This window comes from Pseudomonas sp. AIG, from assembly GCF_977020205.1.
Genome location: NZ_CDROCK010000002.1, coordinates 226170 through 251404, shown reverse-complemented (window position 1 = coordinate 251404; position 25235 = coordinate 226170). Strand labels below are relative to the sequence as shown.

The 25235-nt window shown below is 60.3% G+C and carries 22 protein-coding genes; 12 read left to right on the top strand and 10 right to left on the bottom strand.

Going from position 1 to position 25235, the window contains the following annotated elements; genetic code table 11:
• Nucleotides 1-165: 165 nt before the first annotated feature.
• The 6 genes from ACWR1S_RS02625 to ACWR1S_RS02600 all read right to left on the bottom strand — a co-directional run bounded on the left by ACWR1S_RS02625 (nucleotide 166) and on the right by ACWR1S_RS02600 (nucleotide 7436).
• A complete protein-coding gene (locus ACWR1S_RS02625) occupies nucleotides 166-1134 on the bottom strand; it encodes a CDP-6-deoxy-delta-3,4-glucoseen reductase (protein ID WP_034151997.1) in 969 nt (322 codons plus the stop codon).
• Entirely contained in the window at nucleotides 1134-2600 is a 1467-nt protein-coding gene (ubiD, locus tag ACWR1S_RS02620; protein WP_008081413.1) for a 4-hydroxy-3-polyprenylbenzoate decarboxylase, read from the bottom strand. Before ubiD ends, ACWR1S_RS02625 begins: the two co-directional genes overlap by 1 nt.
• 80 nt (nucleotides 2601-2680) lie before the next feature.
• The gene (locus ACWR1S_RS02615; RefSeq protein ID WP_454562324.1) at nucleotides 2681-4642 is read right to left on the bottom strand and encodes an acyltransferase family protein; all 1962 of its coding nucleotides are present in this window, start codon (nucleotides 4640-4642) and stop codon (nucleotides 2681-2683) included.
• A 127-nt stretch (nucleotides 4643-4769) separates the two neighbouring features.
• Nucleotides 4770-6029, bottom strand: a complete 1260-nt coding sequence (gene rho, locus ACWR1S_RS02610) for a transcription termination factor Rho (protein ID WP_003229334.1) — start codon at nucleotides 6027-6029, stop codon at nucleotides 4770-4772.
• A 249-nt stretch (nucleotides 6030-6278) separates the two neighbouring features.
• Nucleotides 6279-6608, bottom strand: a complete 330-nt coding sequence (trxA, locus tag ACWR1S_RS02605) for a thioredoxin TrxA (RefSeq protein WP_003206727.1) — start codon at nucleotides 6606-6608, stop codon at nucleotides 6279-6281.
• A gap of 120 nt (nucleotides 6609-6728) precedes the next feature.
• Complete coding sequence (locus tag ACWR1S_RS02600) at nucleotides 6729-7436, bottom strand: FadR/GntR family transcriptional regulator (protein WP_454562323.1); 708 nt, start codon at nucleotides 7434-7436, stop codon at nucleotides 6729-6731.
• 256 nt (nucleotides 7437-7692) lie between these two features.
• On the opposite strand from ACWR1S_RS02600, the gene ACWR1S_RS02595 reads away from it, so the two are divergent.
• The 5 genes from ACWR1S_RS02595 to ppx all read left to right on the top strand — a co-directional run bounded on the left by ACWR1S_RS02595 (nucleotide 7693) and on the right by ppx (nucleotide 12262).
• Entirely contained in the window at nucleotides 7693-8478 is a 786-nt protein-coding gene (locus tag ACWR1S_RS02595) for a transporter substrate-binding domain-containing protein (protein ID WP_158832135.1), read from the top strand.
• 21 nt (nucleotides 8479-8499) lie between these two features.
• Nucleotides 8500-9168 (top strand): amino acid ABC transporter permease, encoded by a 669-nt coding sequence (locus ACWR1S_RS02590; RefSeq protein WP_150793753.1) that lies wholly within the window; start codon nucleotides 8500-8502, stop codon nucleotides 9166-9168.
• A complete protein-coding gene (locus ACWR1S_RS02585; protein ID WP_123376132.1) occupies nucleotides 9165-9815 on the top strand; it encodes an amino acid ABC transporter permease in 651 nt (216 codons plus the stop codon). Before ACWR1S_RS02590 ends, ACWR1S_RS02585 begins: the two co-directional genes overlap by 4 nt.
• Nucleotides 9802-10539: an amino acid ABC transporter ATP-binding protein gene (locus tag ACWR1S_RS02580; RefSeq protein ID WP_007911148.1), complete on the top strand. Its 738-nt coding sequence runs from the start codon at nucleotides 9802-9804 to the stop codon at nucleotides 10537-10539. Before ACWR1S_RS02585 ends, ACWR1S_RS02580 begins: the two co-directional genes overlap by 14 nt.
• 220 nt (nucleotides 10540-10759) lie before the next feature.
• Nucleotides 10760-12262, top strand: coding sequence for an exopolyphosphatase (gene ppx, locus ACWR1S_RS02575; RefSeq protein WP_454562322.1), 1503 nt, complete (start codon nucleotides 10760-10762; stop codon nucleotides 12260-12262).
• Nucleotides 12263-12525: 263 nt separating this feature from the next.
• Here the strand turns inward: ppx and ppk1 are convergent, their stop codons facing one another.
• Complete coding sequence (gene ppk1 / locus ACWR1S_RS02570) at nucleotides 12526-14751, bottom strand: polyphosphate kinase 1 (RefSeq protein ID WP_454562321.1); 2226 nt, start codon at nucleotides 14749-14751, stop codon at nucleotides 12526-12528.
• A gap of 18 nt (nucleotides 14752-14769) precedes the next feature.
• Entirely contained in the window at nucleotides 14770-15783 is a 1014-nt protein-coding gene (hemB, locus tag ACWR1S_RS02565) for a porphobilinogen synthase (protein ID WP_034152006.1), read from the bottom strand.
• Between the two features lie 207 nt (nucleotides 15784-15990).
• Here hemB and ACWR1S_RS02560 point away from each other — a divergent pair, with 207 nt between their 5' ends.
• Together ACWR1S_RS02560 and elbB are read left to right on the top strand one after the other, a co-directional pair.
• Nucleotides 15991-16641: a DedA family protein gene (locus ACWR1S_RS02560; RefSeq protein WP_277759788.1), complete on the top strand. Its 651-nt coding sequence runs from the start codon at nucleotides 15991-15993 to the stop codon at nucleotides 16639-16641.
• Between the two features lie 278 nt (nucleotides 16642-16919).
• Nucleotides 16920-17588 carry an isoprenoid biosynthesis glyoxalase ElbB gene (gene elbB / locus ACWR1S_RS02555; RefSeq protein WP_368967794.1) on the top strand — a complete coding sequence of 223 codons (669 nt, stop codon included), beginning with the start codon at nucleotides 16920-16922 and terminating at the stop codon, nucleotides 17586-17588.
• Between the two features lie 130 nt (nucleotides 17589-17718).
• On the opposite strand, the gene ACWR1S_RS02550 is transcribed toward elbB, so the two are convergent.
• The gene (locus tag ACWR1S_RS02550) at nucleotides 17719-18174 is read right to left on the bottom strand and encodes a YaiI/YqxD family protein (protein ID WP_454562320.1); all 456 of its coding nucleotides are present in this window, start codon (nucleotides 18172-18174) and stop codon (nucleotides 17719-17721) included.
• Between the two features lie 109 nt (nucleotides 18175-18283).
• A complete protein-coding gene (locus tag ACWR1S_RS02545; RefSeq protein WP_454562319.1) occupies nucleotides 18284-20182 on the bottom strand; it encodes an FTR1 family protein in 1899 nt (632 codons plus the stop codon).
• Between the two features lie 256 nt (nucleotides 20183-20438).
• On the opposite strand from ACWR1S_RS02545, the gene ACWR1S_RS02540 reads away from it, so the two are divergent.
• From ACWR1S_RS02540 to ACWR1S_RS02520, 5 genes are all read left to right on the top strand, one after another.
• Nucleotides 20439-21860 (top strand): COG3014 family protein, encoded by a 1422-nt coding sequence (locus ACWR1S_RS02540; RefSeq protein WP_454562318.1) that lies wholly within the window; start codon nucleotides 20439-20441, stop codon nucleotides 21858-21860.
• A gap of 189 nt (nucleotides 21861-22049) precedes the next feature.
• Nucleotides 22050-23444: a COG3014 family protein gene (locus ACWR1S_RS02535; RefSeq protein WP_454562317.1), complete on the top strand. Its 1395-nt coding sequence runs from the start codon at nucleotides 22050-22052 to the stop codon at nucleotides 23442-23444.
• A 15-nt stretch (nucleotides 23445-23459) separates the two neighbouring features.
• Nucleotides 23460-23834, top strand: a complete 375-nt coding sequence (locus tag ACWR1S_RS02530) for a YcfL family protein (protein ID WP_007911131.1) — start codon at nucleotides 23460-23462, stop codon at nucleotides 23832-23834.
• Between the two features lie 36 nt (nucleotides 23835-23870).
• On the top strand, nucleotides 23871-24458 hold the full coding sequence (gene lpoB / locus ACWR1S_RS02525) for a penicillin-binding protein activator LpoB (protein WP_016772610.1): 588 nt from the start codon (nucleotides 23871-23873) through the stop codon (nucleotides 24456-24458).
• A 3-nt stretch (nucleotides 24459-24461) separates the two neighbouring features.
• Nucleotides 24462-25205 carry a penicillin-binding protein activator LpoB gene (locus ACWR1S_RS02520; RefSeq protein WP_454562316.1) on the top strand — a complete coding sequence of 248 codons (744 nt, stop codon included), beginning with the start codon at nucleotides 24462-24464 and terminating at the stop codon, nucleotides 25203-25205.
• The last annotated feature ends 30 nt before the right edge of the window (nucleotides 25206-25235 follow it).

The following is a 25235-nucleotide window of genomic DNA, read 5'->3' as shown; positions in this document are numbered from 1 at the left end:
AACGCACCGCTGTAACAATAAGGCACATATGTTTTAAGGCAATTTGAGTGCCATGGCACAGTTCTTAATTAATTGCCTGATTGATATATAACCTAGCGGTATTTATGCAATTACATAAATACCGATCGGCTATATAGAGAGTTATAACGGACTCAGGAACGCGGCTCAAGAGCGCGGGGCGTAGGCGAACACGTCCGCACGCATTTGATGGGCGTCCATCCCGGCTTCGACCAATGCGTCGAGCGTGCCGTAGACCATGGCCGGCGAGCCGCTGGCGTAGACGTGCAGCGGTTTCAGATCCGGGAAGTCTTCACAGACTGCCTCGTGCAGCATGCCGCAGCGCCCTTCCCAACCGCATTGATCGCTGACGACTTTGTGCAGGAACAGGTTGGGTAATTTCAGCCATTCGTCCCAATGTTCGATTTCATAGAAATCTTCCGGACGGCGCACGCCCCAGTACAGATGCACCGGATGTTTGAAGCCGTTGGCGCGGCAGTGTTCGATCAGCGCGTGAATCTGACCCATGCCAGTACCCGCGGCAACGAGCACCAGCGGCCCGTCGGGCAGCTCGGCCAGATGCGTGTCACCGAATGGCAGCTCGACCCGCACCATCGCGTTGCGTTGCAGCTGTTCGATCAGGCTCAGTGCACTGGCTTCGCGCGCCAGCACATGGATTTCCAGATCGCGCCCGCCGTGCGGTGCCGAGGCCATGGAAAACGCCGATTTCTCACCGTTCTCGCGCTCGATCATCAAATACTGCCCGGCGTGATAGCGCGGCGGCTTGCCGGCCGGCGCCCGCAGGCGCACACGCCAGGTGTCGCCACCGACATCGCGGCATTCGATGACCTGACATGACAGGCTGCGCACCGGCAGTTCTCCCAGCGCAAGCACGCCATCCCACAGCAGGATGCAGTCTTCCAGCGGCTCGGCTATGCAAGTGTAGAACTCGCCGTGGTCATGCACCTTGCCGTCCTGCGCAACGCTGCCTTCAACCAGCAACGCCGCACACACATGACAATTGCCGTTGCGGCAGCTTTGCGGGCATTCGTAGCCCAAGCGCCGCGCGCCATCGAGAATCCGCTCACCGGGCTGTATCTCAAGCACCGCTCCGGAGGGCTGCAGGGTTACACGCATCAATCTATTCCTAACTGATTCCAGATGGCATCGATCCGTTGGGTGACGGCGTCGTCCTTGACGATCACGCGCCCCCACTCGCGAGTGGTTTCGCCCGGCCACTTGTGGGTGGCATCGAGGCCCATTTTCGAACCTAACCCTGAGATCGGCGAGGCGAAGTCGAGGTAGTCGATTGGCGTGTTATCGATCATCACCGTGTCGCGCTTGGGGTCCATGCGCGTGGTGATGGCCCAGATCACGTCATTCCAGTCGCGGGCGTTGATATCGTCGTCAGTGACGATAACGAACTTGGTGTACATGAACTGTCGCAAAAACGACCAGACACCGAGCATCACGCGCTTGGCATGCCCCGGATACGACTTCTTCATGGTCACGATAGCCATGCGGTATGAGCAGCCTTCCGGCGGCAGGTAGAAATCGGTGATTTCCGGGAACTGCTTCTGCAGGATCGGCACGAACACTTCGTTCAGCGCCACGCCGAGGATCGCGGGCTCATCCGGCGGACGGCCGGTGTAGGTGCTGTGATAAATCGGTTTGATTCGATGGGTGATGCGTTCGACGGTGAACACCGGAAAGCTGTCGACTTCGTTGTAGTAACCGGTGTGGTCGCCGTACGGACCTTCATCGGCCATTTCGCCCGGATGGATCACACCTTCGAGGATGATCTCGGCGGTGGCCGGCACTTGCAGGTCGTTGCCACGGCACTTGACCAGTTCGGTGCGGTTACCGCGCAGCAGACCTGCAAACGCGTATTCGGACAGGCTGTCCGGCACTGGCGTCACGGCGCCGAGGATGGTCGCCGGGTCCGCGCCCAGCGCCACGGACACCGGGAACGGCTGACCGGGATGCTTTTCGCACCACTCGCGGAAGTCGAGGGCGCCGCCACGGTGGCTGAGCCAGCGCATGATCACCTTGTTGCGGCCGATCACTTGCTGACGGTAGATACCGAGATTCTGGCGTTCCTTGTTCGGACCTTTGGTGACGGTCAGGCCCCAGGTGATCAGCGGGCCGACGTCGCCGGGCCAGCAGGTCTGCACCGGCAGCATGGCCAGATCGACGTCGTCGCCTTCGATGACCACTTCCTGGCACACCGCGTCTTTGACGACTTTCGGCGCCATCGAGATGATCTTGCGGAAGATCGGCAGCTTCGACCACGCGTCTTTCAAGCCCTTCGGCGGCTCCGGCTCCTTGAGGAACGCCAGCAGTTTGCCGATTTCGCGCAGCTCGCTGACCGACTCGGCGCCCATGCCCATCGCCACCCGTTCAGGGGTGCCGAACAGGTTGCCGAGCACCGGAATGTCGTAGCCGGTGGGTTTCTCGAACAGCAGCGCCGGGCCCTTGGCCCGCAGCGTGCGATCGCACACCTCGGTCATTTCCAGCACCGGCGAGACGGGAATCTGGATGCGTTTCAACTCTCCGCGCTGCTCAAGCTGCTGCACGAAATCCCGAAGATCCTTGAATTTCATTGACGATGGCACCCTCAAAATAGGCGTACATCCTACCTGCTCTGACGGGCAAACAGCAGCCCGTCAGTGCCCGGCATCGCTCAATTCTGGTTGGCGCCCAGCAGCATCGGTGCAAACAACGGGCTCAGCCTGGCGCTGCCGACGTCGGAAAGGTGATCCGCATCCTTGTATTGCGAGTGGCCGTCGACATCGATTGCGCAGAGCCCGTTTTTACACATCAAGGGGGTCGGGTCGATGACGTGAACGCCGGAATCGGCGGCGCTCATCGAGCCGAACAGGTCCGTGAAAAACTGCTGACGCGCCAGATGCTCACTGAGCGGACGACCAAGCCCTTCTGCCGAACGGCCGATACGGGCCAGGCTGGTCAGACGATCGATGTAGCTCTTGTGTTGCAGCGGCACTTCCTTGAACAGCCAGACCTGCACACCGGCTTCGCGCAGCTCGGCCACACGCGCCTTGATAGCGGTGGCCATGCGCTGCTCTGCCTGGCGCGGGTTGTCTTTGCGATCAAGCAGGAACTGCCGATCCCCGTCGCCGTCTTCGCGACCATACACGTACAGGCTCCAGTTCGCCGCCAGCACCACATCCTTGATCCCCAGACTCGTGACGCGGTCCATGTTGCGCTGGTTGAAGTCCTTGCACTGCGGGCGCAGGCTGTCATCGATGATCGGCGGGCAACCCGTCAGGCTGTACAGCCACACTGGCTGCACCATGCGACTGGCATTGCCTTCGATGGCTGGCAACAACGCTGCGGCGTGACTGTCACCCCAGAACATTTTTGTCGCCGTAATATTTTGCTCACCGCCCACCAGACAGGACTTGGTCAGCGCCTTGTCAGTGCTCAAATGCATGCAGTTCGACTGCCCTGCATTCCACTCGCGCGACTGCGCATATTCCAGCGCCTTGCCGGTCAGGCGCTGTGGAATACCCTCTGCCGAGCGGATGGCCGAGCCGGTAATCGCCAGAACGGTGATCGACACCAGGCCACCGACCAACACCGAATTACGGCTGGCGAACACGCGTTTCTCACGAAATGGCAGCTCGACGTATCGAAGGCTCAGCCAGGCCAGCGCTAACGCGAGCGCCATCCAGCCGAGCGCCTCCAGTGGCTGAATGCCATCGATGGAGATCGCGTTGGCATACACGTAAACCGGCCAGTGCCACAGATAAAGGGAATAGGAGAGCAAGCCGACCCACACCAGAACGCCGACACTCAACAGCCGGCTCGCCCACGTTGGGCCCTGTGCGCCTGACCAGATCAACGCTGTCGTACCCAGTACCGGCAACAGTGCAGCCCAGCCCGGGAACACCGTGGTCCTGTCGAAAGCGAACACCGCCACCAGCACCGCCGCCAGACCGGCCAGGCCAACAGACTGCCGCAGCCACGGTCGCGCGACATGCCTGGGCACGGGCATCACCGCCAGCATGGCCCCGCAGAGCAGCTCCCACGCGCGGGTCGGCAACGAGAAAAAGGCAAACTCCGGCCGGCGCTCGATGTAGATGATGTTCAAGCCGAACGACACCAGCAGCACCGCGAACAGCATCCAGCGCCATTGGCGGACATAGCGCATCATCACCACCATCATCAGCGGGAAGAAGATGTAGTACTGCTCCTCCACCGCCAGCGACCAGGTATGCAGCAACGGTTTGAGTTCCGAGGCAGGCTCGAAGTAGCCGTCTTCGCGCATGAACAGAATGTTGGAAATGAACAGCGACTGGTAACGAATCGTCCGCCCCAGCTCGGCGAGGTCTTTGGCGGTCAGCAACAACCAGCCTAATGCCAGCGTCACCACCACAACCACGGTCAACGCTGGCAGGATACGCCGGGCGCGACGCCCCCAGAAGTCGAGGAAACTGAAGCGCTGGGCGCTGATTTCGCGAAACAGGATCGAAGTGATCAGGAAACCGGAAATGACGAAGAACACATCGACGCCGACAAAGCCGCCGCTGAATGTAGTGAATCCGAAATGAAACAGTACGACGGGGATGACCGCCAGTGCCCGTAATCCGTCGATATCACGGCGATTGCCAAACGTGTGCATAACCTTTCTTATCCTTGTAGGTACAAACCGCTCCAGACAAGGACAGTAGCGCGTTACGAAAGTTATGCGGCGCGTACGCAAAAAAAAACGCCCCCTTTCGGGAGCGTTCTTTTTTACAGCGTGTGTATTACTTGCGCTTCATCGACAAGAAGAACTCGTCGTTGGTCTTGGTCGTTTTCAGCTTGTCGACCAGGAACTCGATGGCAGCCACTTCGTCCATCGGGTGCAGCAGCTTGCGCAGGATCCACATACGCTGCAGTTCGTCGTCGGCCGTCAGCAACTCTTCGCGGCGGGTGCCGGAGCGGTTGATGTTGATGGCCGGGAACACGCGCTTCTCGGCGATCTTGCGATCCAGAGGCAGTTCCATGTTGCCGGTACCCTTGAACTCTTCGTAGATCACTTCGTCCATCTTCGAGCCGGTTTCAACCAGCGCGGTGGCGATAATGGTCAGCGAGCCGCCTTCTTCGATGTTACGCGCAGCACCGAAGAAACGCTTTGGCTTCTCCAGGGCGTGAGCATCGACACCACCGGTCAATACCTTGCCGGAGCTCGGGATCACGGTGTTGTAGGCACGGGCCAGACGGGTGATGGAGTCGAGCAGGATCACCACGTCTTTCTTGTGCTCGACCAGGCGCTTGGCCTTCTCGATCACCATTTCGGCAACCTGCACGTGACGGGTCGGCGGCTCGTCGAAGGTCGAGGCAACCACTTCGCCGCGCACGGTGCGCTGCATTTCGGTTACTTCTTCCGGACGCTCGTCGATCAGCAGCACGATCAGGTGAACTTCAGGGTTGTTACGGGCGATGTTCGCTGCGATGTTTTGCAGCATGATCGTTTTACCGGCTTTCGGCGGTGCGACGATCAGACCACGCTGGCCTTTGCCGATCGGGGCGCACAGGTCGATCACACGACCGGTCAAGTCTTCGGTGGAACCGTTACCGGCTTCCATCTTCATGCGCACGGTCGGGAACAGCGGGGTCAGGTTCTCGAAGAGAATCTTGTTTTTCGCGTTCTCGGGACGATCGAAGTTGATCGTGTCGACCTTGAGCAGCGCGAAATACCGCTCGCCTTCCTTCGGAGGGCGGATCTTGCCAACGATGGTGTCACCGGTGCGCAAGTTGAAGCGGCGGATCTGGCTTGGCGAGACGTAGATATCGTCCGGGCCGGCCAGATAGGAAGCGTCAGCGGAGCGCAGGAAGCCGAAGCCGTCCTGGAGAATCTCCAGCACGCCATCACCGGAGATTTCCTCGCCGCTTTTCGCGTGCTTTTTCAGCAGGGAGAAAATCACGTCCTGCTTGCGCGAACGGGCCATATTTTCTATGCCCATCTGTTCGGCCAATTCGAGCAGTTCGGTAATCGGCTTTTGCTTGAGTTCAGTCAGATTCATATAGGAATGACGTAATCATTTATGGAGGGGGGGAAATTAAGCTTTTGGCTTAATGAGGCCGCGCCGCGGAGAAGGCGACAGGATCGCGAACTAATTCGAAAAGGAGTGCGTCGGCGACGGCTAGCAGGGGGCAATGGAGAAACCAGTGCGGGGCCGAATGTACCACCTGAGTTTCGGAGCGTCTAGCCCTGAATACGCAAAAAGCCCCGCTAATTGCGGGGCTTTTTTTCAGGCACTTTACAGCGACGCTTAGATGTTGGCGTCGAGGAAAGCAGCCAGTTGCGACTTCGACAGGGCGCCGACTTTGGTCGCTTCAACGTTGCCGTTCTTGAACAGCATCAGGGTCGGGATACCACGTACGCCGTGCTTGGCCGGGGTTTCCTGGTTCTCGTCGATGTTCAGTTTGGCAACGGTCAGCTTGCCTTTGTAAGTCTCGGCAATCTCGTCCAGAACCGGAGCGATCATTTTGCAAGGACCGCACCATTCAGCCCAGTAATCGACCAGGACAGCGCCTTCGGCCTTGAGTACGTCGGCTTCGAAGCTAGCGTCGCTAACGTGTTTGATAAGATCGCTGCTCATGGAATTCTCCAGGTTGTAAGCAAAAAAACGTGGCCCATCATAGCCGCCCTTCCCCTGTTCAGGAAGCCGCAGTTGATTGAGTCTTGCTATGGCACTCGATGAGTTTGGGTATAGCTCAAGTCACGCCGTGGCGGGGGCAATGAAGGAAATTCCAGTACGCAGGGCGGCGTTGCGCACGTGCTCCTGCATGGCTTTTTGCGCAGCGCCGGAGGCCCGGCGCGCGAGGGCCCGCAGAATCTTGCGGTGCTCCTGCCAGGTTTCCATGGCGCGCTCGGCGCGGATGAACGGCAGTTTCTGGCTCTCCAGGAACATCTCGGCGCTGGCGGTGAGGATGCTCAGCATCGCCTGATTGCCGCTGGCCAAGAGAATACGGCGGTGGAATTCGAAGTCGAGTTTCGCGGCGGCCTCAAAGTCGCCACCCTTCAATTGCTCGCGCATGGCCGCGACGTTGTCTTCCAGCGCATCCAGATCGAATGTGCTCAACGTCACCGCTGCCAGCCCGGCGGCAAACCCTTCCAGCGCGTAGCGCAATTGAAAGATGTCCAGCGGCGGCGCCTGCGCTGCAAATGACCACCCTGGCGTGTGATCGCCGCGCGACAACTCCACCGGTGCCTGCACGAACACGCCTTTACCCGGCTGAATACTGACCACACCCAACGCACTCAGCGACGACAGCGCCTCACGCAACGATGCCCGGCTAACGCCCAGTTGCAACGCCAGATCCCGCTGCGACGGCAAAGCGTCGCCCGCACCGAAACCCTGTTCGGTGATCAATTTGCGGATCGCTTGCAGCGCCACTTCGGGTACCGCACGGGAAATCGAGTTCATGGTTTTTCAGACGCGCCAGGCCAATGTGCGGCTAGTTGTAAAGCTATTCGTCGAGTCCGGCAAGTCGTGCCCCAGCGGGGTTCGGTGCTGCGGAGCGATGCGCGATAGCGGTGCGAAAAACAACCTGACTGTTCAGACCAGTAAGACCGAGCGAAGTCGCTGAAACTGCGGTCTGCGGGGGCGAAAACCACGTATTGGCACGGCCCATGCTCTGTCAGATCGCAGAAATCACTTCTCGCCGATCCGGAGATTGTCCATGACCAAGCGTTACAGCGCCCTCCTCGCCGCTCTGTTTTCCTCTCTGTTGCTCAGTCAGGTCCCGGCTCACGCCGACGGTCTCGACGATGTGGTCAAACGCGGCACACTGAAAGTCGCTGTACCTCAGGACTTCCCGCCGTTCGGCTCGGTCGGCCCGGACATGAAACCGCGCGGCCTCGATATCGACACGGCAAAACTGCTGGCTGATCAACTCAAGGTCAAACTCGAACTGACGCCGGTCAACAGCACCAACCGCATCCCGTTCCTGACCACCGGCAAGGTCGATCTGGTGATTTCCAGCCTCGGCAAAAACCCCGAGCGCGAGAAGGTCATCGACTTCTCCCGCGCCTACGCCCCCTTCTACCTCGCCGTGTTCGGTCCGCCAGACGCTGCGATCGCCAGCCTCGACGACCTCAAGGGCAAGACCATCAGCGTCACCCGTGGCGCCATCGAAGACATCGAATTGACCAAGGTCGCCCCCGAAGGCGTGACCATCAAGCGCTTCGAAGACAACAACTCGACCATCGCCGCCTACCTCGCAGGCCAGGTTGACCTGATCGCCAGCGGCAACGTGGTGATGGTCGCAATCAGCGAAAAGAACCCGAAACGCGTCCCGGCACTGAAAGTGAAGCTCAAGGATTCGCCGGTCTACGTTGGCGTGAACAAGAACGAAGCGGCGCTGCTGGCCAAGGTCAACGACATCCTGACCACGGCCAAGGCTGACGGCGCACTGGAAAAGAATTCGCAGACCTGGCTGAAAGAGCCGCTGCCGGCCGATCTCTGATCGACTGCGCGGGAGACCTTCATGGCTTATCAGTTCGATTTCATGCCGGTGGTGCAAAACACCGACCTGCTGCTGCGCGGGGCGCTGTTCACCCTTGAGCTGACGGCCATCGGCGCGTTGCTCGGGGTCGGCGTCGGGATTGTCGGGGCGCTGGTGCGGGCGTGGAACATCCGCCCGTTCTCGGCAATCTTCGGCGTCTACGTCGAGTTGATCCGCAACACGCCGTTTCTGGTGCAGTTGTTCTTCATCTTCTTCGGTTTACCGTCACTTGGCGTGCAGATTTCCGAGTGGCAGGCAGCGGTGCTGGCGATGGTGATCAACCTCGGCGCCTATTCGACGGAGATCATTCGCGCCGGCATTCAGGCGATCCCGCGCGGACAGCTGGAGGCCGCAGCGGCATTGGCGATGACCCGCTTCGAAGCGTTCCGCCACGTGGTACTGCTGCCGGCGCTGGGCAAAGTCTGGCCGGCGCTGAGCAGCCAGATCATCATCGTCATGCTCGGCTCGGCGGTGTGTTCGCAGATCGCCACGGAAGAGCTGAGCTTCGCCGCCAACTTCATTCAATCGCGCAACTTCCGCGCCTTTGAAACCTACGCGCTGACCACGCTGATCTACCTGTGCATGGCGCTGCTGATTCGCCAGTTGCTCAATTGGATCGGTCGCCGCTACATCAGCAGGAGCCGCGCATGAGCGATTTCACCTTCTGGGACATCCTGCGCAACCTCCTCGTCGGCCTGCAATGGACGCTGGCGTTGTCGCTGGTGGCGTTTATCGGCGGCGGCCTCGTCGGGCTGCTGATCCTGATCATGCGCATCTCGAAAAACCCGCTGCCGAGCAGCATCGCCCGCACCTGGATCGAGCTGTTTCAAGGCACGCCGCTGCTGATGCAGCTGTTTCTGGTGTTCTTCGGCGTTGCGTTGGCCGGGATCGAAATCTCGCCGTGGATGGCCGCAGCGATTGCCCTGACCTTGTTTACCAGCGCCTATCTGGCGGAGATCTGGCGCGGTTGCGTCGAATCGATTTCCAATGGCCAGTGGGAAGCCTCAGCGAGTCTGGCGCTCAATCCGCTGGAGCAACTGCGCTACGTGATCCTGCCGCAAGCGCTGCGCATTGCCGTGGCGCCGACCGTGGGCTTCTCGGTGCAAGTAGTCAAAGGCACCGCCGTGACCTCGATCATCGGTTTCACCGAACTGACCAAGACTGGCGGCATGCTTGCCAACGCCACGTTTGAACCGTTCATGGTCTACGGCCTCGTCGCCCTCGGCTATTTCCTGCTCTGCTACCCCTTGTCCCTCAGTGCGCGCTACCTGGAAAGGAGACTGCATGCCTCTGCTTAGAATTTCCGCCCTGCATAAATACTACGGCGATCACCACGTGCTCAAAGGCATCGACCTCAGCGTTGAAGAAGGCCAGGTGGTAGCGATCATCGGCCGCAGCGGCTCGGGCAAATCCACCCTGCTGCGCACACTTAATGGCCTGGAGTCGATCAACGACGGCGTGATCGAAGTCGACGGCGAATACCTCGACGCTGCCCGCGCTGACCTGCGCAGCTTGCGGCAGAAGGTCGGCATGGTCTTTCAGCAATTCAATCTGTTCCCGCACCTGACCGTCGGCGAAAACGTCATGCTCGCGCCGCAGGTGGTGCAGAAAGTGCCGAAAGCCAAAGCGGCGGAACTGGCGCGCGAGATGCTTGAACGCGTGGGTCTCGGGGAAAAGTTTGATGCGTTCCCCGATCGCTTGTCCGGTGGTCAGCAGCAGCGTGTGGCGATTGCCCGGGCATTGGCGATGTCGCCGAAAGTTTTGCTGTGCGACGAGATCACCTCGGCGCTCGACCCGGAACTGGTCAATGAAGTGCTCAGCGTCGTGCGGCAGCTGGCCAAGGAAGGCATGACGCTGATCATGGTCACCCATGAAATGCGCTTTGCCCGCGAGGTTGGCGACAAACTGGTGTTCATGCACCATGGCAAGGTGCATGAGGTGGGGGATCCGAAGGTGTTGTTCGCCAATCCGCAGACGGCGGAGCTGGCGAACTTTATTGGCACGGTGGAAGCGACAGCCTGAAGCAGCCTCATCCTGATCGTTCCCACGCTCCGCGTGGGAATGCAGCCAGGGACGCTCCGCGTCCCAAAAGCGGACGCAGAGCGTCCGGTGAGGCATTCCCACGCAGAGCGTGGGAGCGATCAGGTTCGGGGTGCGCGCTCCGGCGGTTTGAACCATGCGCGTTGGCGCCAGCCTTTGATCGTGGCACGATGTCGAGGTTATCGACCGAGACCCCCTGACCATGCCGCAATCCCAAGCCAAGAATCTGTCCCTGATCGCTGCAATCGACCTGGGCTCCAACAGCTTTCACATGGTCGTGGCCAAGGCCCAGAATGGCGAAATCCGCATTCTCGAGCGGCTCGGCGAGAAGGTTCAGCTGGCTGCCGGCATCGACGATGAGCGCAAGCTCAACGAAGAATCGATGCAACGCGGCCTCGATTGCCTCAAGCGCTTCGCCCAACTGATCAACGGTATGCCGCTGGGCGCCGTGCGTATTGTTGGTACCAACGCCTTGCGCGAAGCGCGCAACCGCCTCGAATTCATCCACCGCGCCGAAGAAATCCTCGGCCATCCGGTGGAAGTCATCTCCGGCCGTGAAGAGGCGCGCCTGATTTATCTGGGCGTGTCGCACACCCTCGCCGACACCCCGGGCAAACGTTTGGTCGCCGACATCGGCGGCGGCAGTACCGAATTCATCATTGGGCAAAGATTCGAGCCGCTGCTGCGCGAAAGCCTGCAGATGGGCTGCGTCAGCTTCACCCAGCGCTACTTCAAGGACGGCAAGATCACCCCTGCCCGCTACGCCCAGGCGTACACGGCGGCGCGGCTGGAGATCATGAGCATCGAACACGCCCTGCACCGCCTGACCTGGGATGAAGCCATCGGCTCCTCGGGCACCATCCGCGCCATCGGCCTGGCGCTGAAGGCCGGCGGACACGGCACTGGCGAAGTGAACGCCGAAGGCCTGGCCTGGCTCAAGCGCCGCCTGTTCAAACTCGGCGACGTCGACAAGATCGATTTTGAAGGCATCAAACCGGATCGCCGGACCATTTTCCCGGCGGGTCTGGCGATTCTCGAAGCGATTTTCGACGCCCTCGAACTGCAACGCATGGACCACTGCGACGGCGCGCTGCGTGAAGGCGTGCTGTACGACCTGCTCGGCCGCCATCACCACGAGGACGTGCGCGAACGTACCCTGACCTCGCTGATGGAGCGTTACCACGTCGACCTGGAACAGGCGGCGCGGGTTGAGCGCAAAGCCTTGCACGCGTTCGATCAGGTCGCGGCAGACTGGGAGCTGGACGACGGCATCTGGCGCGAACTCCTCGGTTGGGCGGCGAAAGTGCATGAAGTCGGCCTCGATATCGCCCACTATCACTACCACAAGCACGGTGCCTACCTGATCGAGCACTCGGACCTCGCCGGCTTCTCCCGCGAAGACCAACAGATGCTCGCCCTGCTGGTGCGCGGCCATCGCCGTAATATTCCCAAGGACAAGTTTGCTGACTTTGGCGACGACGGCGACAAGCTGATTCGCCTGTGCGTGCTGCTGCGCTTTGCGATCCTGTTCCACCACATTCGTGGGACTCAGGCGATGCCGCAGGTGGTGTTGCATGCGAAGGGTGACAACCTGGATGTGGAGTTTCCGGAGAACTGGCTGGATGAGAACCAGCTGACTCAGGCGGATTTCGGGCTTGAGGCGGAGTGGCTGACGCGGGTTGGTATCGTTCTTACCGTCCACTGAGACGGGCAGACACAAAAAAGGCGATCCGCAGGGATCGCCTTTTTTATTGGGTGTTCAGCTGGGTTCAGGGGATGTGACTAAGATCGATCCCCCTCACCCCAACCCTCTCCCCCAAGTGGTAGAGGGGAAAGGGAGCCGACCGCATGCTGTTCAAAACCTGAGTTCGACTCGAAAGTTCAGGTCGGCGTAGCTCGAAAAGTCACCTCGGTCAGTCCCCTCTCCCTCCGGGAGAGGGCTAGGGTGAGGGGCTCTTGCTCTTGGCTTTAGCTGCTCACCGGCAATATCGGACTACCCAACCGCTCCAGCAACGTCGCCTGCGCACTCCTCGGGTTCTGATTGCCAGTCGGCGTGTTGCGAATGTAACGACCATCCGACTGCAGGCTCCAGCTGTGGGTGTTGTCGGTCAGGTACAGCTCCAGCTCTTTCTTCACCCGGGTCAGCAGTTTCTTGCCTTCGACCGGGAAGCAAGTCTCGACGCGCTTGTCGAGGTTGCGCTCCATCCAGTCGGCACTGGAGAGGAACATCTGCTCGTCGCCGCCATTGAGGAAGTAGAACACCCGCGTATGCTCAAGGAAGCGGCCGATGATCGAGCGTACATGGATGTTGTGCGAAACCCCGGCGATGCCCGGACGCAGGCAGCACATGCCGCGCACCACCAGATCGATGCGCACGCCGGACTGGCTGGCCTTGTACAGCGCGCGGATGATCTTCGGATCGGTCAGCGAGTTGAACTTGGCGATGATGTGCGCCGGTTTGCCTTCGACGGCGAACTGGGTCTCGCGGGCAATCATGTCGAGCATGCCCTTCTTCAGGGTGAACGGCGCATGCAGCAGCTTCTTCATGCGCAGGGTTTTACCCATGCCGATCAACTGGCTGAACAGTTTGCCGACGTCTTCGCACAAGGCGTCGTCGGAAGTCAGCAAGCTGTAGTCGGTGTACAGCTTGGCGTTGCCGGCGTGGTAGTTGCCGGTGCCGAGGTGCGCGTAGCGGACGATCTCGCCGGCTTCGCGACGCAGGATCAGCATCATCTTGGCGTGGGTCTTGAAGCCGACCACGCCGTAGATCACCACCGCACCGGCCGCTTGCAGACGGCTGGCCAGTTGCAGGTTGGACTCTTCGTCGAACCGCGCACGCAGCTCGATGACCGCCGTGACTTCCTTGCCGTTACGCGCGGCGTCCACCAGCGCATCGACGATCTCGGAGTTGGCGCCCGAGCGGTACAGGGTCTGGCGCACAGCGAGTACGTGCGGGTCTTTCGCGGCTTGACGCAGCAGGTCGACCACCGGGGTGAACGACTCGAACGGGTGCAGCAGCAAGATGTCCTGCTTGCTGACCACGCTGAAAATGTTTTCGCTGTTCTGTAGCAGTTTCGGGATCTGCGGGGTGAACGGCGTGTATTGCAGCTCCGGATGACTGTCCAGGCCGGTGATGCTGAACAGCCGCGTCAGGTTGACCGGGCCGTTGACCTGGTACAGCTCGCTCTCGCTCAGGTTGAACTGCTTGAGCAGGTAGTCCGAGAGGTGTTTCGGGCAGGTGTCAGCGACTTCCAGACGCACCGCATCACCGTAGCGACGCGAGAACAACTCGCCACGCAGCGCGCGGGCCAGGTCTTCTACATCTTCGGAATCGAGCGCCAGGTCGGCGTTTCGGGTCAGACGGAACTGGTAACAACCTTTAACCTTCATGCCCTGGAACAGGTCATCGGCGTGGGCGTGGATCATCGACGACAGGAACACATAGTTGTCGCCCGGGCCGCCGACTTCTTCCGGCACCTTGATGATCCGTGGCAGCAGACGCGGTGCCGGGATGATCGCCAGACCGGAGTCGCGACCAAAGGCGTCGATGCCTTCCAGTTCAACGATGAAGTTCAGACTCTTGTTCACCAGCAGCGGGAACGGGTGCGTCGGGTCGAGGCCGATCGGGGTGATGATCGGCGCGATCTCGTCGCGGAAGTAGCGGCGCACCCAGGTTTTGATCTTGGTTGTCCAGTGCCGGCGACGGATGAAGCGCACTTGGTGCTTCTCCAGCTCCGGCAACAGAATGTCGTTGAGGATCGCGTACTGGCGATCAACGTGACCGTGCACCAACTCGCTGATCCGCGCCAGCGCTTGATGCGGCTGCAAGCCGTCAGCACCCGCCTGTTCACGGGCGAAGGTGATTTGCTTCTTCAGGCCGGCGACGCGGATTTCAAAGAATTCATCGAGGTTGCTGGAGAAGATCAGCAGGAACTTCAAGCGCTCCAGCAGCGGATAGGACTCGTCCAGCGCCTGTTCCAGCACGCGGATATTGAATTGCAGTTGCGAAAGCTCACGGTGGATGTACAGGCTGCTGTCATCCAGGCCCGGTATCGCAATCACTGGCGCCGCCGCGACAGGTTCGGTGACTGGCGCGGGTGGCGCAGGCTCCAGCTCCGGCGGGGTTTCGGTGATTTGCTCGACCACCGGTTGAGCTTCTTTTACTGCAACTTCCGTGAGTCCTTCGGTATTCATTGAATGTTCCTGGGAGGGCTATTTCTGCTCTCGTAACAATTGAGCGGCGCGGACAGCAAAGTAAGTCAGGATGCCATCAGCGCCGGCACGTTTAAAGGCGGTCAGTGATTCAAGAATCACCGCCTCGCTCAACCAGCCATTCTGGATCGCCGCCATGTGCATGGCGTATTCGCCGCTAACCTGATAGACGAAGGTCGGCACTTTGAAGGCATCTTTTACCCGGAAAAGAATGTCCAGGTAGGGCATGCCCGGCTTGACCATGACCATGTCCGCGCCTTCAGACAAGTCCGCACCCACTTCGTGCAGCGCTTCGTCGCTGTTGGCCGGGTCCATCTGATAAGAGGCTTTGTTTGCCTTGCCGAGGTTCGAGGCTGAACCCACGGCGTCGCGGAACGGGCCGTAATAGGCGCTGGCGTACTTGGCCGAGTAGGCCATGATCCGCACATTGACGTGACCGGCGATTTCCAGCGCTTCGCGAATCGCTTGAATGCGACCGTCCATCATGTCCGATGGCGCGACGACCTGAGCGCCGGCTTCGGCATGGGACAGGGCTTGGCGCACCAGTGCGTCGACGGTGATGTCGTTCTGTACGTAGCCTTCTTCGTCGAGGATGCCGTCCTGACCGTGAGTGGTGAACGGATCAAGCGCCACATCGGTGATCACGCCGAGTTCCGGGAAGCGCTCACGCAAGGCGCGAGTGGCGCGCTGGGCGATGCCTTGAGGATTCCAGGCTTCGGCGGCGTCGAGGGATTTCAATTCGGCTGGAGTGACCGGGAACAGCGCCAGCGCCGGAATCCCCAGCTCGACCCACTTGGCCGCTTCTTCCAGCAGCAGATCGATTGTCAACCGCTCTACCCCGGGCATCGAGGCCACGGCTTCGCGGCGGTTTTCACCGTCAAGCACGAACACCGGCAGGATCAGGTCATCGACCGTCAGCACATTTTCCCGCACCAGCCGACGCGAAAAATCATCACGGCGATTGCGGCGCAGGCGCGTGGCGGGGAACAAACGGTTGGCTGAGGTAAAGCTCACGGCGGACTCCTGAGCCCGCGCAAACGGGCGAGCGTGACAGTTATAGACGGCCATTATGACCAACAGATGACAGTTGTGTGAGACCTGTGACGCGTAGCCGCATTCCATTCTCAGTGTAGGAATTGTTCACGTCGAGACACATTTGGACACTTTCATGAATGTGTCCGAAGGGTTAGGCTGCGCGTTCATTTCGCCAGCACCCAGACAATGCTCCAACAATTTCTGCATGACTTTGGCTACTTTGCCTTGTTCCTCGGCACGTTTTTCGAAGGCGAAACCATTCTGGTGCTCGCGGGCTTCCTCGCGTTCCGTGGATACATGGACATCAACCTGGTGGTGGTCGTGGCGTTCTTCGGCAGCTATGCCGGCGATCAGCTGTGGTACTTCCTCGGCCGCAAGCACGGGCGAAAATTGCTCGCGCGCAAACCGCGCTGGCAGCTGATGGGCGACCGCGCGCTGGAGCATATTCGCAAGCATCCGGACATCTGGGTGCTGAGTTTCCGTTTCGTTTACGGTCTGCGCACGGTGATGCCGGTGGCGATCGGCCTGTCGGGGTATCCGCCGGGACGTTATCTGCTGCTCAACGGTATCGGTGCAGCGATCTGGGCGACCGCGCTGGCCGCCGCCGCTTACCACTTCGGTGCGGTGCTGGAAGGCATGCTTGGCAGCATCAAGAAGTACGAGTTGTGGGTACTCGGTGCGCTGCTGATTCTTGGCGTTGGCCTGTGGTTGCGCCGCCGCTTCAAGAATGCGCGGCTGGCCAAGCAGGTGTACGCTGACGAGCAAGCCGCGAAAGCTGCACTGCTGAATCAGGCCGAAGAACCCAAGCCTGCCGAACCGAAGACGCCAGCGGAGTAACGCGCTGGCGACTTGCTACAGCCCGCCGGCACTGAGCGGGCTGGCCGCCTCTTTCAGTCATTTATCCCCTCTGCGCTGGCGGACTCCCGCTCGTCAGCGGTGTTCTCACGCCAAAAAACAACCGCTCGCCACGCAACAGACATCCCAAATAATGAACACCCCGCCGTTGTTGCGATCCATGTAAAAAGCGCTCCATGCAGGTGCAACCGCCACTTGAGCCTATGGCAACGCGCGACAATTTAGTGGACATTTAGCGCCATGAATCTGGAGAGAAACCCATGAGCAAAAAAGTTGCAGTGATCCTGTCCGGCAGTGGCGTGTACGACGGCGCCGAAATCCATGAAAGCGTGATCACCCTGCTGCGCCTCGACCAACGCGGCGCCCAGGTCCAGTGCTTCGCCCCGAACATCGCGCAATTGCACGTGATCAACCACCTGACCGGCGAAGAAATGCCCGAGTCGCGCAACGTCCTGGTGGAATCGGCGCGCATTGCCCGCGGCAATATCAAGGATATCCGCGACGCCGACGTCGACGACTTCGATGCGCTGATCGTGCCGGGTGGTTTCGGTGCGGCGAAGAACCTCTCGAACTTCGCCGTCGAAGGCGCCGGCTGCAGCGTGCAGCCTGAAGTGCTGGCGCTGGCCGAGGCATTTGCCGAAGCGGGCAAACCGGTCGGTCTGATGTGCATCTCGCCGGCACTCGCAGCGAAGATCTACGGCCCGGGCGTGACCTGCACCATCGGCAACGACGCCGACACCGCCACAGCGATGAACAAGATGGGCGCCACTCACGAAGACTGTGCGGTGACGGAAATCATCGAAGACAAGGCGCGCAAACTGGTGACGACCCCGGCTTACATGCTGGCGCAGAACATCAGTGAGGCGGCTTCGGGGATCAACAAGCTCGTGGATCGCGTCCTCGAACTGACCCACGAAAACGACGCCTGATTCCCCGCAGTACACAAAACCCAATGTGGGAGCGAGCCTGCTCGCGAAGGCGGTGTGTCATTCAACTCTATGTTGTCTGATACAACGCATTCGCGAGCAGGCTCGCTCCCACAGGGGATTTGTGTAGGGCTTAAGACTTGCGGGTCAGGCGCGTGAGGATCCGGTCCAGCGCATTGGCGAACGCCTGCTTCTCGCGATCGCCAAACGGTGCGGGCCCGCCGCTCATCTGGCCTTGCTCGCGCAGATCGGTGAACAGGTTGCGCACGGCCAGGCGCTCGCCCATGTTCTGCGCATCGAACTCCTTGCCGCGCGGATCCAGCGCCGCCACACCCTTCTTCACCAAACGATCAGCCAGCGGGATATCGCTGCAAATCACCAGTTCACCGGGTACCGCGTGCTCGACCAGATAATCGTCCGCCGCATCCGGGCCGCTCGGCACCACGATCAGTTTGACGATGGCCAGCCCGGGCTTGATCTGCGGCTGCCCGGCCACCAGCACCACTTCGAACTGGCGCTTGAGCGCGAACTTCACCACCAGATCCTTCGCCGCCCGTGGGCAGGCATCGGCATCGATCCATACACGCATTTTGTTTACCTCATAAAGCAAAAGATCGCAGCCTGCGGCAGCGCCTACAGGTATACACGAACCTATGTAGGAGCTGCCGAAGGCTGCGATCTTTTAAGGGAGCACTCAATCAAGCAGGCGAAACCCGCCGCTTCTCCGCCACCCAACTACGCCCATACAACACAACAATCGCCAGAATCGCCACCGTCTGCGCCGTCAACGAATACGCATCGGCATGAATCCCCAACCAGTCGAATTCAAAGAACGCCACCGGCCGCGTGCCGAAGATCCCGGCTTCCTGCAACGCCTTCACGCCATGCCCGGCAAACACCACCGACAGCGCGCACAACAGCGCCGCGTTGATGCTGAAGAACAATGTCAGCGGCAGTTTCGCCGAACCGCGCAGGATCACCCACGCCAGACCGAACAGCAGCACCAGTGCTGTCGCACCGCCGGCGAGCACCGCGTCATGCCCGGCCGGGCCCGCCTGCAACCACAGGGTTTCGTAGAACAGGATCACTTCGAACAACTCGCGATACACCGAGAAGAACGCCAGAATCGCGAAGCCGAAACGTCCGCCACCACCGACCAGACTGCTCTTGATGTAATCCTGCCAGGCCGCTGCGTGCCGACGGTCATGCATCCACACGCCGAGCCACAGGACCATGACACTGGCGAACAGCGCCGTCGCGCCTTCCAGCAGTTCACGCTGCGAGCCGCTGACGTCGATGACGTACGCCGCCAGCGCCCAGGTGCCGAGGCCGGCCAGCAGTGCCAGGCCCCAACCGACGTTGACGCTGCGCACAGCCGATTGCTGGCCGGTGTTACGCAGAAAGGCAAGAATCGCCGCCAGCACCAGAATCGCTTCCAGACCTTCACGCAGCAGAATCAGCAGGCCGGAAATGTAGCTCAGCGACCAGCTCAGGCCGTCGCTGCCGAGTAAACCAGCGGACTCTTTCAATTTCGCTTTGGCCGCCTCCAGACGCTGCTCGGCCTGCTCGACCGGCAAACCGTCCTGCAACGATTGACGATAAGCCATCAAGGATTTTTCGGTGTCTTTGCGCACGTTGGCGTCGACGTTATCCAGCGAGCTTTCGACCAGTTCGAAGCCTTCCAGATAGGCCGCGACCGACAGGTCGTAGGCCTGATCGTGTTCGCCGGCGCGGTAGGCGGCAAGGCTCTTGTCCAGGGTTGCAGCGGTGTAGTCGAGCAACTGCGCCGGGCCTCGCTTGACCTGCGGCGGCTGCGCGCGTTGCGCACGGAAGGTCGCCGACGCTTGCGGGCCGTCGGCAGCCTGCACTTCGGCCGGGGTCTGGCGTGCCAGGTCGGCGATGTTGTAGGTCTTCTCGGACTTGGCCGCCGCCGGATCGGCGCTGAAGCCGGCAATGTAAGTCGCCAGATCCCAGCGCTGACGGTCGTCGAGCTGATCGGCAAACGCCGGCATGTCGGTGCCTTCAACGCCTTGGCCGAGGGTGTTGTAGATCGCATACAGACTCAGGTGATCCAACCGCGCGGCGTCACGCAGATTGGCCGGTGCCGGGGTCATGCCGAGCCCGGCCGGGCCGTCACCGGCACCGCTGTCGCCGTGGCACACCGAGCAATTCTGCGCATAGAGCGGCGCACCTCGGGTGGGATCGGGGGTGATGATCGGTGCCTGGCTGACTTCATAGGCCACCGCCAGTTGCGCGCCCAGTTGCCGCGCTTGACGGGCCACTTCGCCGCCATCCTGTTTCGCGCTGATCGCCGCGTGCAGGGCTTCAACGCCCTGCTCCAGCGCAGCCTTTTCCGACTTGGCCGGCATGCCAGCGATCAGCCCTTGCAGCGCCTGGGTAAATTCCAGTTGCTCGCGGTATTCGGCGTCATCGACGACATTTCCCGCCTCGACCGTCGGCGGGTAGTCAGCGCTGATGTAATCGAGCAGGTGCAGCGCTTGCGGTGCGCCTTCCACGGTATCGGCCAGCAGATTGACGCTGCTCAAGGCACACAACGGGAACACCAGCCAGGCCAGAATTCGGGACGAGGCAGTCATGAAGAAGTCTCAGGGGAAATACGGAGTTACATATTGTTCACTCCGCGGACTTTTCTCTCAAGCTTTGTCGGTGTTTCGCTTTGATCGGGCGGAATAGCCCGGCAGACGAACACCGAAAAATCGCCGAGGATTGCCTCAGGGACAGGGTCTTCGATCGGCGCGCACCGACCCCGAACCTGACTCGCAGCCACTGGCCAGCATCCGTCACTATACTGCGCACGCCTTCAACATTCCGGCTCAAGGAAACACACCGTTTATGCGGATCATCCCGTTGTTCGTCGTGCTCGCCACTGCTGTTTTTTTGAACGGTTGCGCGGCTTACCGCAATTACGATCAGGAAATGCAGCAAACCACCGACGAGATGACCAAGGGCAACCTCACCGGCGCACTGGCACTGGTCGAGATGCACAACCCGTGGGAAGACAAGGATCTGCTGTATTACCTGGAAACAGGCGCCATCCTCAGCGCTGGCAGCGCTCTGCCCGAAAGTCAGCAAGCGTGGCGCAGTGCTGACCGGATGATCTTCCAGCGCGAAGAGGCCAACCCATCCGGCGCCATGAAGCTGCTGTCCCGGTTCGGCAATGAAATGGGCACCATGCTCGTCAACGACAAGCTGCTGCGCTACGAAGGCTATGACTACGAGAAGGTCATGTTGACCACGCAAATGGCCCTCAATCAGTTATCCGTCAACGATTTCGATGGTGCTCGCGCCGATATCAAGAAGACCCATGAACGCGAAGGACTGATCGCCCGGCAACGCGAATTGCAATACGAAGCGGCGGAGGCAGAGGCCAAGTCCCAGGGCATCACCCTGCGCTACAAAGATCTGCAAGGTTATCCGGTGGCCATACTCGATGCGCCACAAGTGCTCGAACTGAAGAACGGCTACCAGAGTGCGTTCAGCCACTACCTGGCCGGGTTCACCTACGAAGCTCTGGGTGAGCGGGACCTCGCGGCGCCGGGCTATCGTCAGGCGATCGAATTGCGCCCGGACATGCCGTTTCTGCAGAAAGCTCTGCGTAACCTCGACAAGCCTGTAGCGAAAGCCGATGAAAGTGACGTTCTGATCATTGTGCAAAGCGGGCTGGCACCGGCGCGCAACTCGGTTCAAGTGCCGATTCCGGTGCAACTGAACGAAAGTCTGGTGATCGTCGCGCCGATATCCTTTCCGGTGATGATTCCGGATGCCGTCACCCCGACGTTCAGTCACCTGAGCATTGATGGCCGTAAACAGCCACTGACAGTCATCAACAGCGTGACCGACATGGCCATGCGAACACTGCGCGATGACATGCCTGAAATCATCTCGCGCGCCATGTTCCGCGCCAATATGGCCGCGATCGGCCAGGCCCAGGAAAACGATCGCAACCCGGCCAAGGCCTCGCTGGTGGTGACAAACAAGGATCCTTTCGAGGAGGCCGATACACGCACCTGGCGCGCCCTGCCTGACAAAACGCTCGTCACTCGTCTGCGCCTGAAAAAGGGCCTGCACACGATCGACGTGCCCATCTACCCGCCGGGCCATCCCCTGACCTTACGTGTCGATCAAGATCATCAGATACTCAATTTGCGCGTGTTCCGGGATCAGACCTATTACGTCGGGTCGGCCTTCGTTGCGCCTGCAACGCCTTTACCAGACAAAGTAACCCGTTCGAAACAAGTAATGGCACCTAACTAACCAGTGCAATTAAAAAGCTATTACATAGCCATCACCACCCGCTTATAATGCCGCGCCCTCGCTATCGCGAAACGGCATTAAAGCTCCTCTGGTTATGAGGAATTGGCAGGAGGCCAGCGCCACTGCCGATGGGTCACACCAGCCCGACCAGCATCCGCGGCTGTATTACTCCAGGGAAGAAGTACCCCCATGGCATTCCGCGCCCCCACTCTGATCGCGCTCAGCGCCGTCACTCTGCTGTCCGGCTGTTCGGCGTTTCGCAACTACGATTCCGAACTGGCACAGACCAACCAGCAACTGGCCACCGGCAACGTCGACGCCGCGCTGACCCTGCTGGAAAAGAACAACACCGGCCCGGACAAAGACCTGCTCTATTACTTCGAGAAAGGTGAGTTGCTGCGCGCCAAGGGCGACCTCTCCGGCAGCCAGAACGCCTGGACCAGCGCCGATGTAGTGGTGGGTCAGTGGGAAGATTCGGTCAAGCTCGACACCGGTAAGTACCTGGCCCAGTTCGGCAGCTTCATCGTCAATGACAAAGTGCGTCGCTACGAAGGCTACGACTACGAAAAAGTCATGCTGACCACGCAGATGGCCCTGAACCTGCTGGCGGTCAATGACTTTGACGGTGCACGCACTGCGATCAAGAAAACTCACGAACGTGAAGCGGTGATTGCCGACCTGCGCGACAAGGAATACCTCAAGAGCGAGGAAGAGGCCGAGAAAGAAGGCATCAAGACCCAGTACAAAGATCTGCAGGGTTATCCAGTCGCCAGTCTCGACGCGCCGGAAGTGGTTGGCCTGAAAAACAGCTACCAGAGTGCGTTCAGCCATTATCTGTCCGGTTTCGTCTATGAAGCGTTGGGCGAGAAAGGCCTGGCTGCACCGGGCTACCGCAAGGCTGCCGAACTGCGCCCGAACACGCCGCTGCTGGAGCAGGCGCTGGTCAATCTCGACAAGCCAAGCAAGTCCGACGACAGCGACATCCTGATCGTGGTGCAAAGCGGTCTGGCGCCGGCCCGCGACTCGATCCGCGTACCGTTGCCATTGCCGATCTCCAACAACGTGGTGATCACGCCGCTGTCGTTTCCGATCATCAAACCGGACACCTCCACCGCGCCGTTCGCACAGATCGGTGTCGACGGTCAGCAGGTCGATCTGACCGCGCTGAACAGCACCACCGCCATGTCCCGCCGCGCCCTGCGTGACGACATGCCGGGGATCATTCTGCGCACCACCGTCCGTGCAATCACCAAAGGTGTAGCGCAGAAGAAGATCAACGAAACCAACCCGCTGGCCGGCCTCGCCGTCGGTATCTCTTCAGCTGTGCTCGAAGGTGCCGATACCCGTACGTGGCGCACCCTGCCGGACAACACCCAAGTGGTGCGTCTGCGTCTGAAAAAGGGTGAGCATCAGGTTACCCTGCCGAGCGCCGTGGGCGGTTCGGTAGTCAAGGTCACTGTCGATCAGCGATATCAAGTGATCACCCTGCGCGCCGTGGGCAACCAGGTGTTCGCCGGTGGCCTCGCCGCACACGTCATCCCGAGCGCCAGCGCGACCAACGTCGCCAGCCTCAAACAACCTTAAGAACGGAGTCTTTGCATGCGCTTCAAACTCATCGCCGTCGCCGCCCTCGCCTTGCTGGCGAGCGGCTGCGCCACCCCGCCACCGCCAGAGCCGGGCAGCGCCGCGAGCAAAGTCGTGGCCATGGGTCCGCAGAAACACATCGTCGTCGGCGCCATGCGCGTCGCCCGCGAAAACGGCTTCATGACGGTCAATGTGCAGTTGAGCAACACCCTCAACAGCAACAAGATTTTCTACTACCGCTTCGCTTGGCTCGGCGCGGAAGGCTTCCCGATTGCCGAAGAAGAAGTGTGGAAAAGCCAAATGATGTACGGCGCCCAGACCAGCTTCATTCAGGGTATCGCCCCGACTCCGAAAGCTGTGGACTTCCGTCTGGAAATCAAGACGCCGTAAGCCTGCCACCCTATTCCTGTTTTAGAGAGCATTCCCATGTTTGCACGCTTTTCCTGCATCGCCGTTATCGCCCTGCTGGCCTCCGGTTGCGCCAATACTTCGCCGACCCTGGGCAGCAAGAACATCAGCTACGGCGACACCAAAGCGGTTGAAACCGTGACCAACGAATTCGGTTCGACCGACCTGCAAATGATCGCCGAGTCGATGACCCGCTCGCTGGCCCAGTCCGGCATTCTGCAGGGCCGTCCGGTGGTTCAGGTCTACGACGTGAAGAACAAGACCAGCGAGTACATCGACACCCGCGAAATCACCACCAGCATCAAGACTCAGCTGATGAAGACCGGTGTTGCGCGTTTCGCCAGCGACAACAACGCGATGCAGAGCCAGGTTGACCAGCTCAAGCTGCAAAACCAGAGCGGCCTGTACAAGAAGAGCACCGTGGCCAAGACCGGCAACATGGTTGCCGCCAAGTACCGCATCGAAGGCTCGATCAGCTCGATCGTCAAGCGCAGCAGCGACTACAAGGACGTCTTCTACAAATTCAGCCTGCAACTGATCGACGTTGAAAGCGGTCTGGCCGAGTGGATGGACGAAAAAGAGATCCGCAAAACCACGGAGCGTTAATTGATGCGCGCATGGATTGGCATGATGGCCCTGGCTTGTGCGTTCAGCGTGCAAGCGGCCCCGAAAGTCGCGGTGACGGATCTGGCGTACCAGGAACGTGTGGAGCAATACATCCACATCGTTTCGGCCCAGAGCAATCATCGCGAGGGTTACTACAGCTCCAGCGGCTCGTCGAGCTACAACGAGATCGAAGCGAGCACCAGCTACATCGAGCAAGGCGAGTTGCGCAAATTCACCGGCGACATCAAGGGTGAAATCCTGCGCACCGGCATGTTCCAGCTGGTGCAGGGCACGCCGTACACCGCCTCGTCCAAGGGTGACGTCTACGACGTGATCAAACGCATCAAGGCCGGCAACTTCAAAGGCGCCGACTATGTGCTGTTCGGCACCGTGTCGGACATCGATTTCACCCAGGACGTCAACGAGCTGGCGAATACCGACAGCTATTCGGCGGTGCTGGGCCTGACATTGGTGGCCGACTTCAGCCTGATCAACACCAAGACCTTCGAGATCACCTCAGCCTTCACGGCGATGGGCGAAGCGCAGGACACCAAACTGGTGAACCACCGCGACATCAAGATCTCGCTGAACCGCCCTCGGGTGGTACGTGATGTGTCGAAGGCGCTGGGTGAGGATGTGGCCGGGCAACTGAGCATGCAGCTCGGTGGCGGCGGTTACGAGCAGCCGCGCGAAGCACCGCAGCGCAACAATCTGCCGCGTGATACTGCGCCGGTGATCCTGCACTGATGACTGGCCCCTGATCATTCCCATGCTCCG

Bases quoted from the DNA above. Each gene is read 5' to 3' on its own strand.
- ACWR1S_RS02625 (WP_034151997.1), bottom strand. From the start codon at position 1,134: ATGCGTGTAACCCTGCAGCCCTCCGGAGCGGTGCTTGAGATACAGCCC.
- ubiD (WP_008081413.1), bottom strand. From the start codon at position 2,600: ATGAAATTCAAGGATCTTCGGGATTTCGTGCAGCAGCTTGAGCAGCGC.
- ACWR1S_RS02615 (WP_454562324.1), bottom strand. From the start codon at position 4,642: ATGCACACGTTTGGCAATCGCCGTGATATCGACGGATTACGGGCACTG.
- rho (WP_003229334.1), bottom strand. From the start codon at position 6,029: ATGAATCTGACTGAACTCAAGCAAAAGCCGATTACCGAACTGCTCGAA.
- trxA (WP_003206727.1), bottom strand. From the start codon at position 6,608: ATGAGCAGCGATCTTATCAAACACGTTAGCGACGCTAGCTTCGAAGCC.
- ACWR1S_RS02600 (WP_454562323.1), bottom strand. From the start codon at position 7,436: ATGAACTCGATTTCCCGTGCGGTACCCGAAGTGGCGCTGCAAGCGATC.
- ACWR1S_RS02595 (WP_158832135.1), top strand. From the start codon at position 7,693: ATGACCAAGCGTTACAGCGCCCTCCTCGCCGCTCTGTTTTCCTCTCTG.
- ACWR1S_RS02590 (WP_150793753.1), top strand. From the start codon at position 8,500: ATGGCTTATCAGTTCGATTTCATGCCGGTGGTGCAAAACACCGACCTG.
- ACWR1S_RS02585 (WP_123376132.1), top strand. From the start codon at position 9,165: ATGAGCGATTTCACCTTCTGGGACATCCTGCGCAACCTCCTCGTCGGC.
- ACWR1S_RS02580 (WP_007911148.1), top strand. From the start codon at position 9,802: ATGCCTCTGCTTAGAATTTCCGCCCTGCATAAATACTACGGCGATCAC.
- ppx (WP_454562322.1), top strand. From the start codon at position 10,760: ATGCCGCAATCCCAAGCCAAGAATCTGTCCCTGATCGCTGCAATCGAC.
- ppk1 (WP_454562321.1), bottom strand. From the start codon at position 14,751: ATGAATACCGAAGGACTCACGGAAGTTGCAGTAAAAGAAGCTCAACCG.
- ACWR1S_RS02560 (WP_277759788.1), top strand. From the start codon at position 15,991: ATGCTCCAACAATTTCTGCATGACTTTGGCTACTTTGCCTTGTTCCTC.
- elbB (WP_368967794.1), top strand. From the start codon at position 16,920: ATGAGCAAAAAAGTTGCAGTGATCCTGTCCGGCAGTGGCGTGTACGAC.
- ACWR1S_RS02550 (WP_454562320.1), bottom strand. From the start codon at position 18,174: ATGCGTGTATGGATCGATGCCGATGCCTGCCCACGGGCGGCGAAGGAT.
- ACWR1S_RS02545 (WP_454562319.1), bottom strand. From the start codon at position 20,182: ATGACTGCCTCGTCCCGAATTCTGGCCTGGCTGGTGTTCCCGTTGTGT.
- ACWR1S_RS02540 (WP_454562318.1), top strand. From the start codon at position 20,439: ATGCGGATCATCCCGTTGTTCGTCGTGCTCGCCACTGCTGTTTTTTTG.
- ACWR1S_RS02535 (WP_454562317.1), top strand. From the start codon at position 22,050: ATGGCATTCCGCGCCCCCACTCTGATCGCGCTCAGCGCCGTCACTCTG.
- ACWR1S_RS02530 (WP_007911131.1), top strand. From the start codon at position 23,460: ATGCGCTTCAAACTCATCGCCGTCGCCGCCCTCGCCTTGCTGGCGAGC.
- lpoB (WP_016772610.1), top strand. From the start codon at position 23,871: ATGTTTGCACGCTTTTCCTGCATCGCCGTTATCGCCCTGCTGGCCTCC.
- ACWR1S_RS02520 (WP_454562316.1), top strand. From the start codon at position 24,462: ATGCGCGCATGGATTGGCATGATGGCCCTGGCTTGTGCGTTCAGCGTG.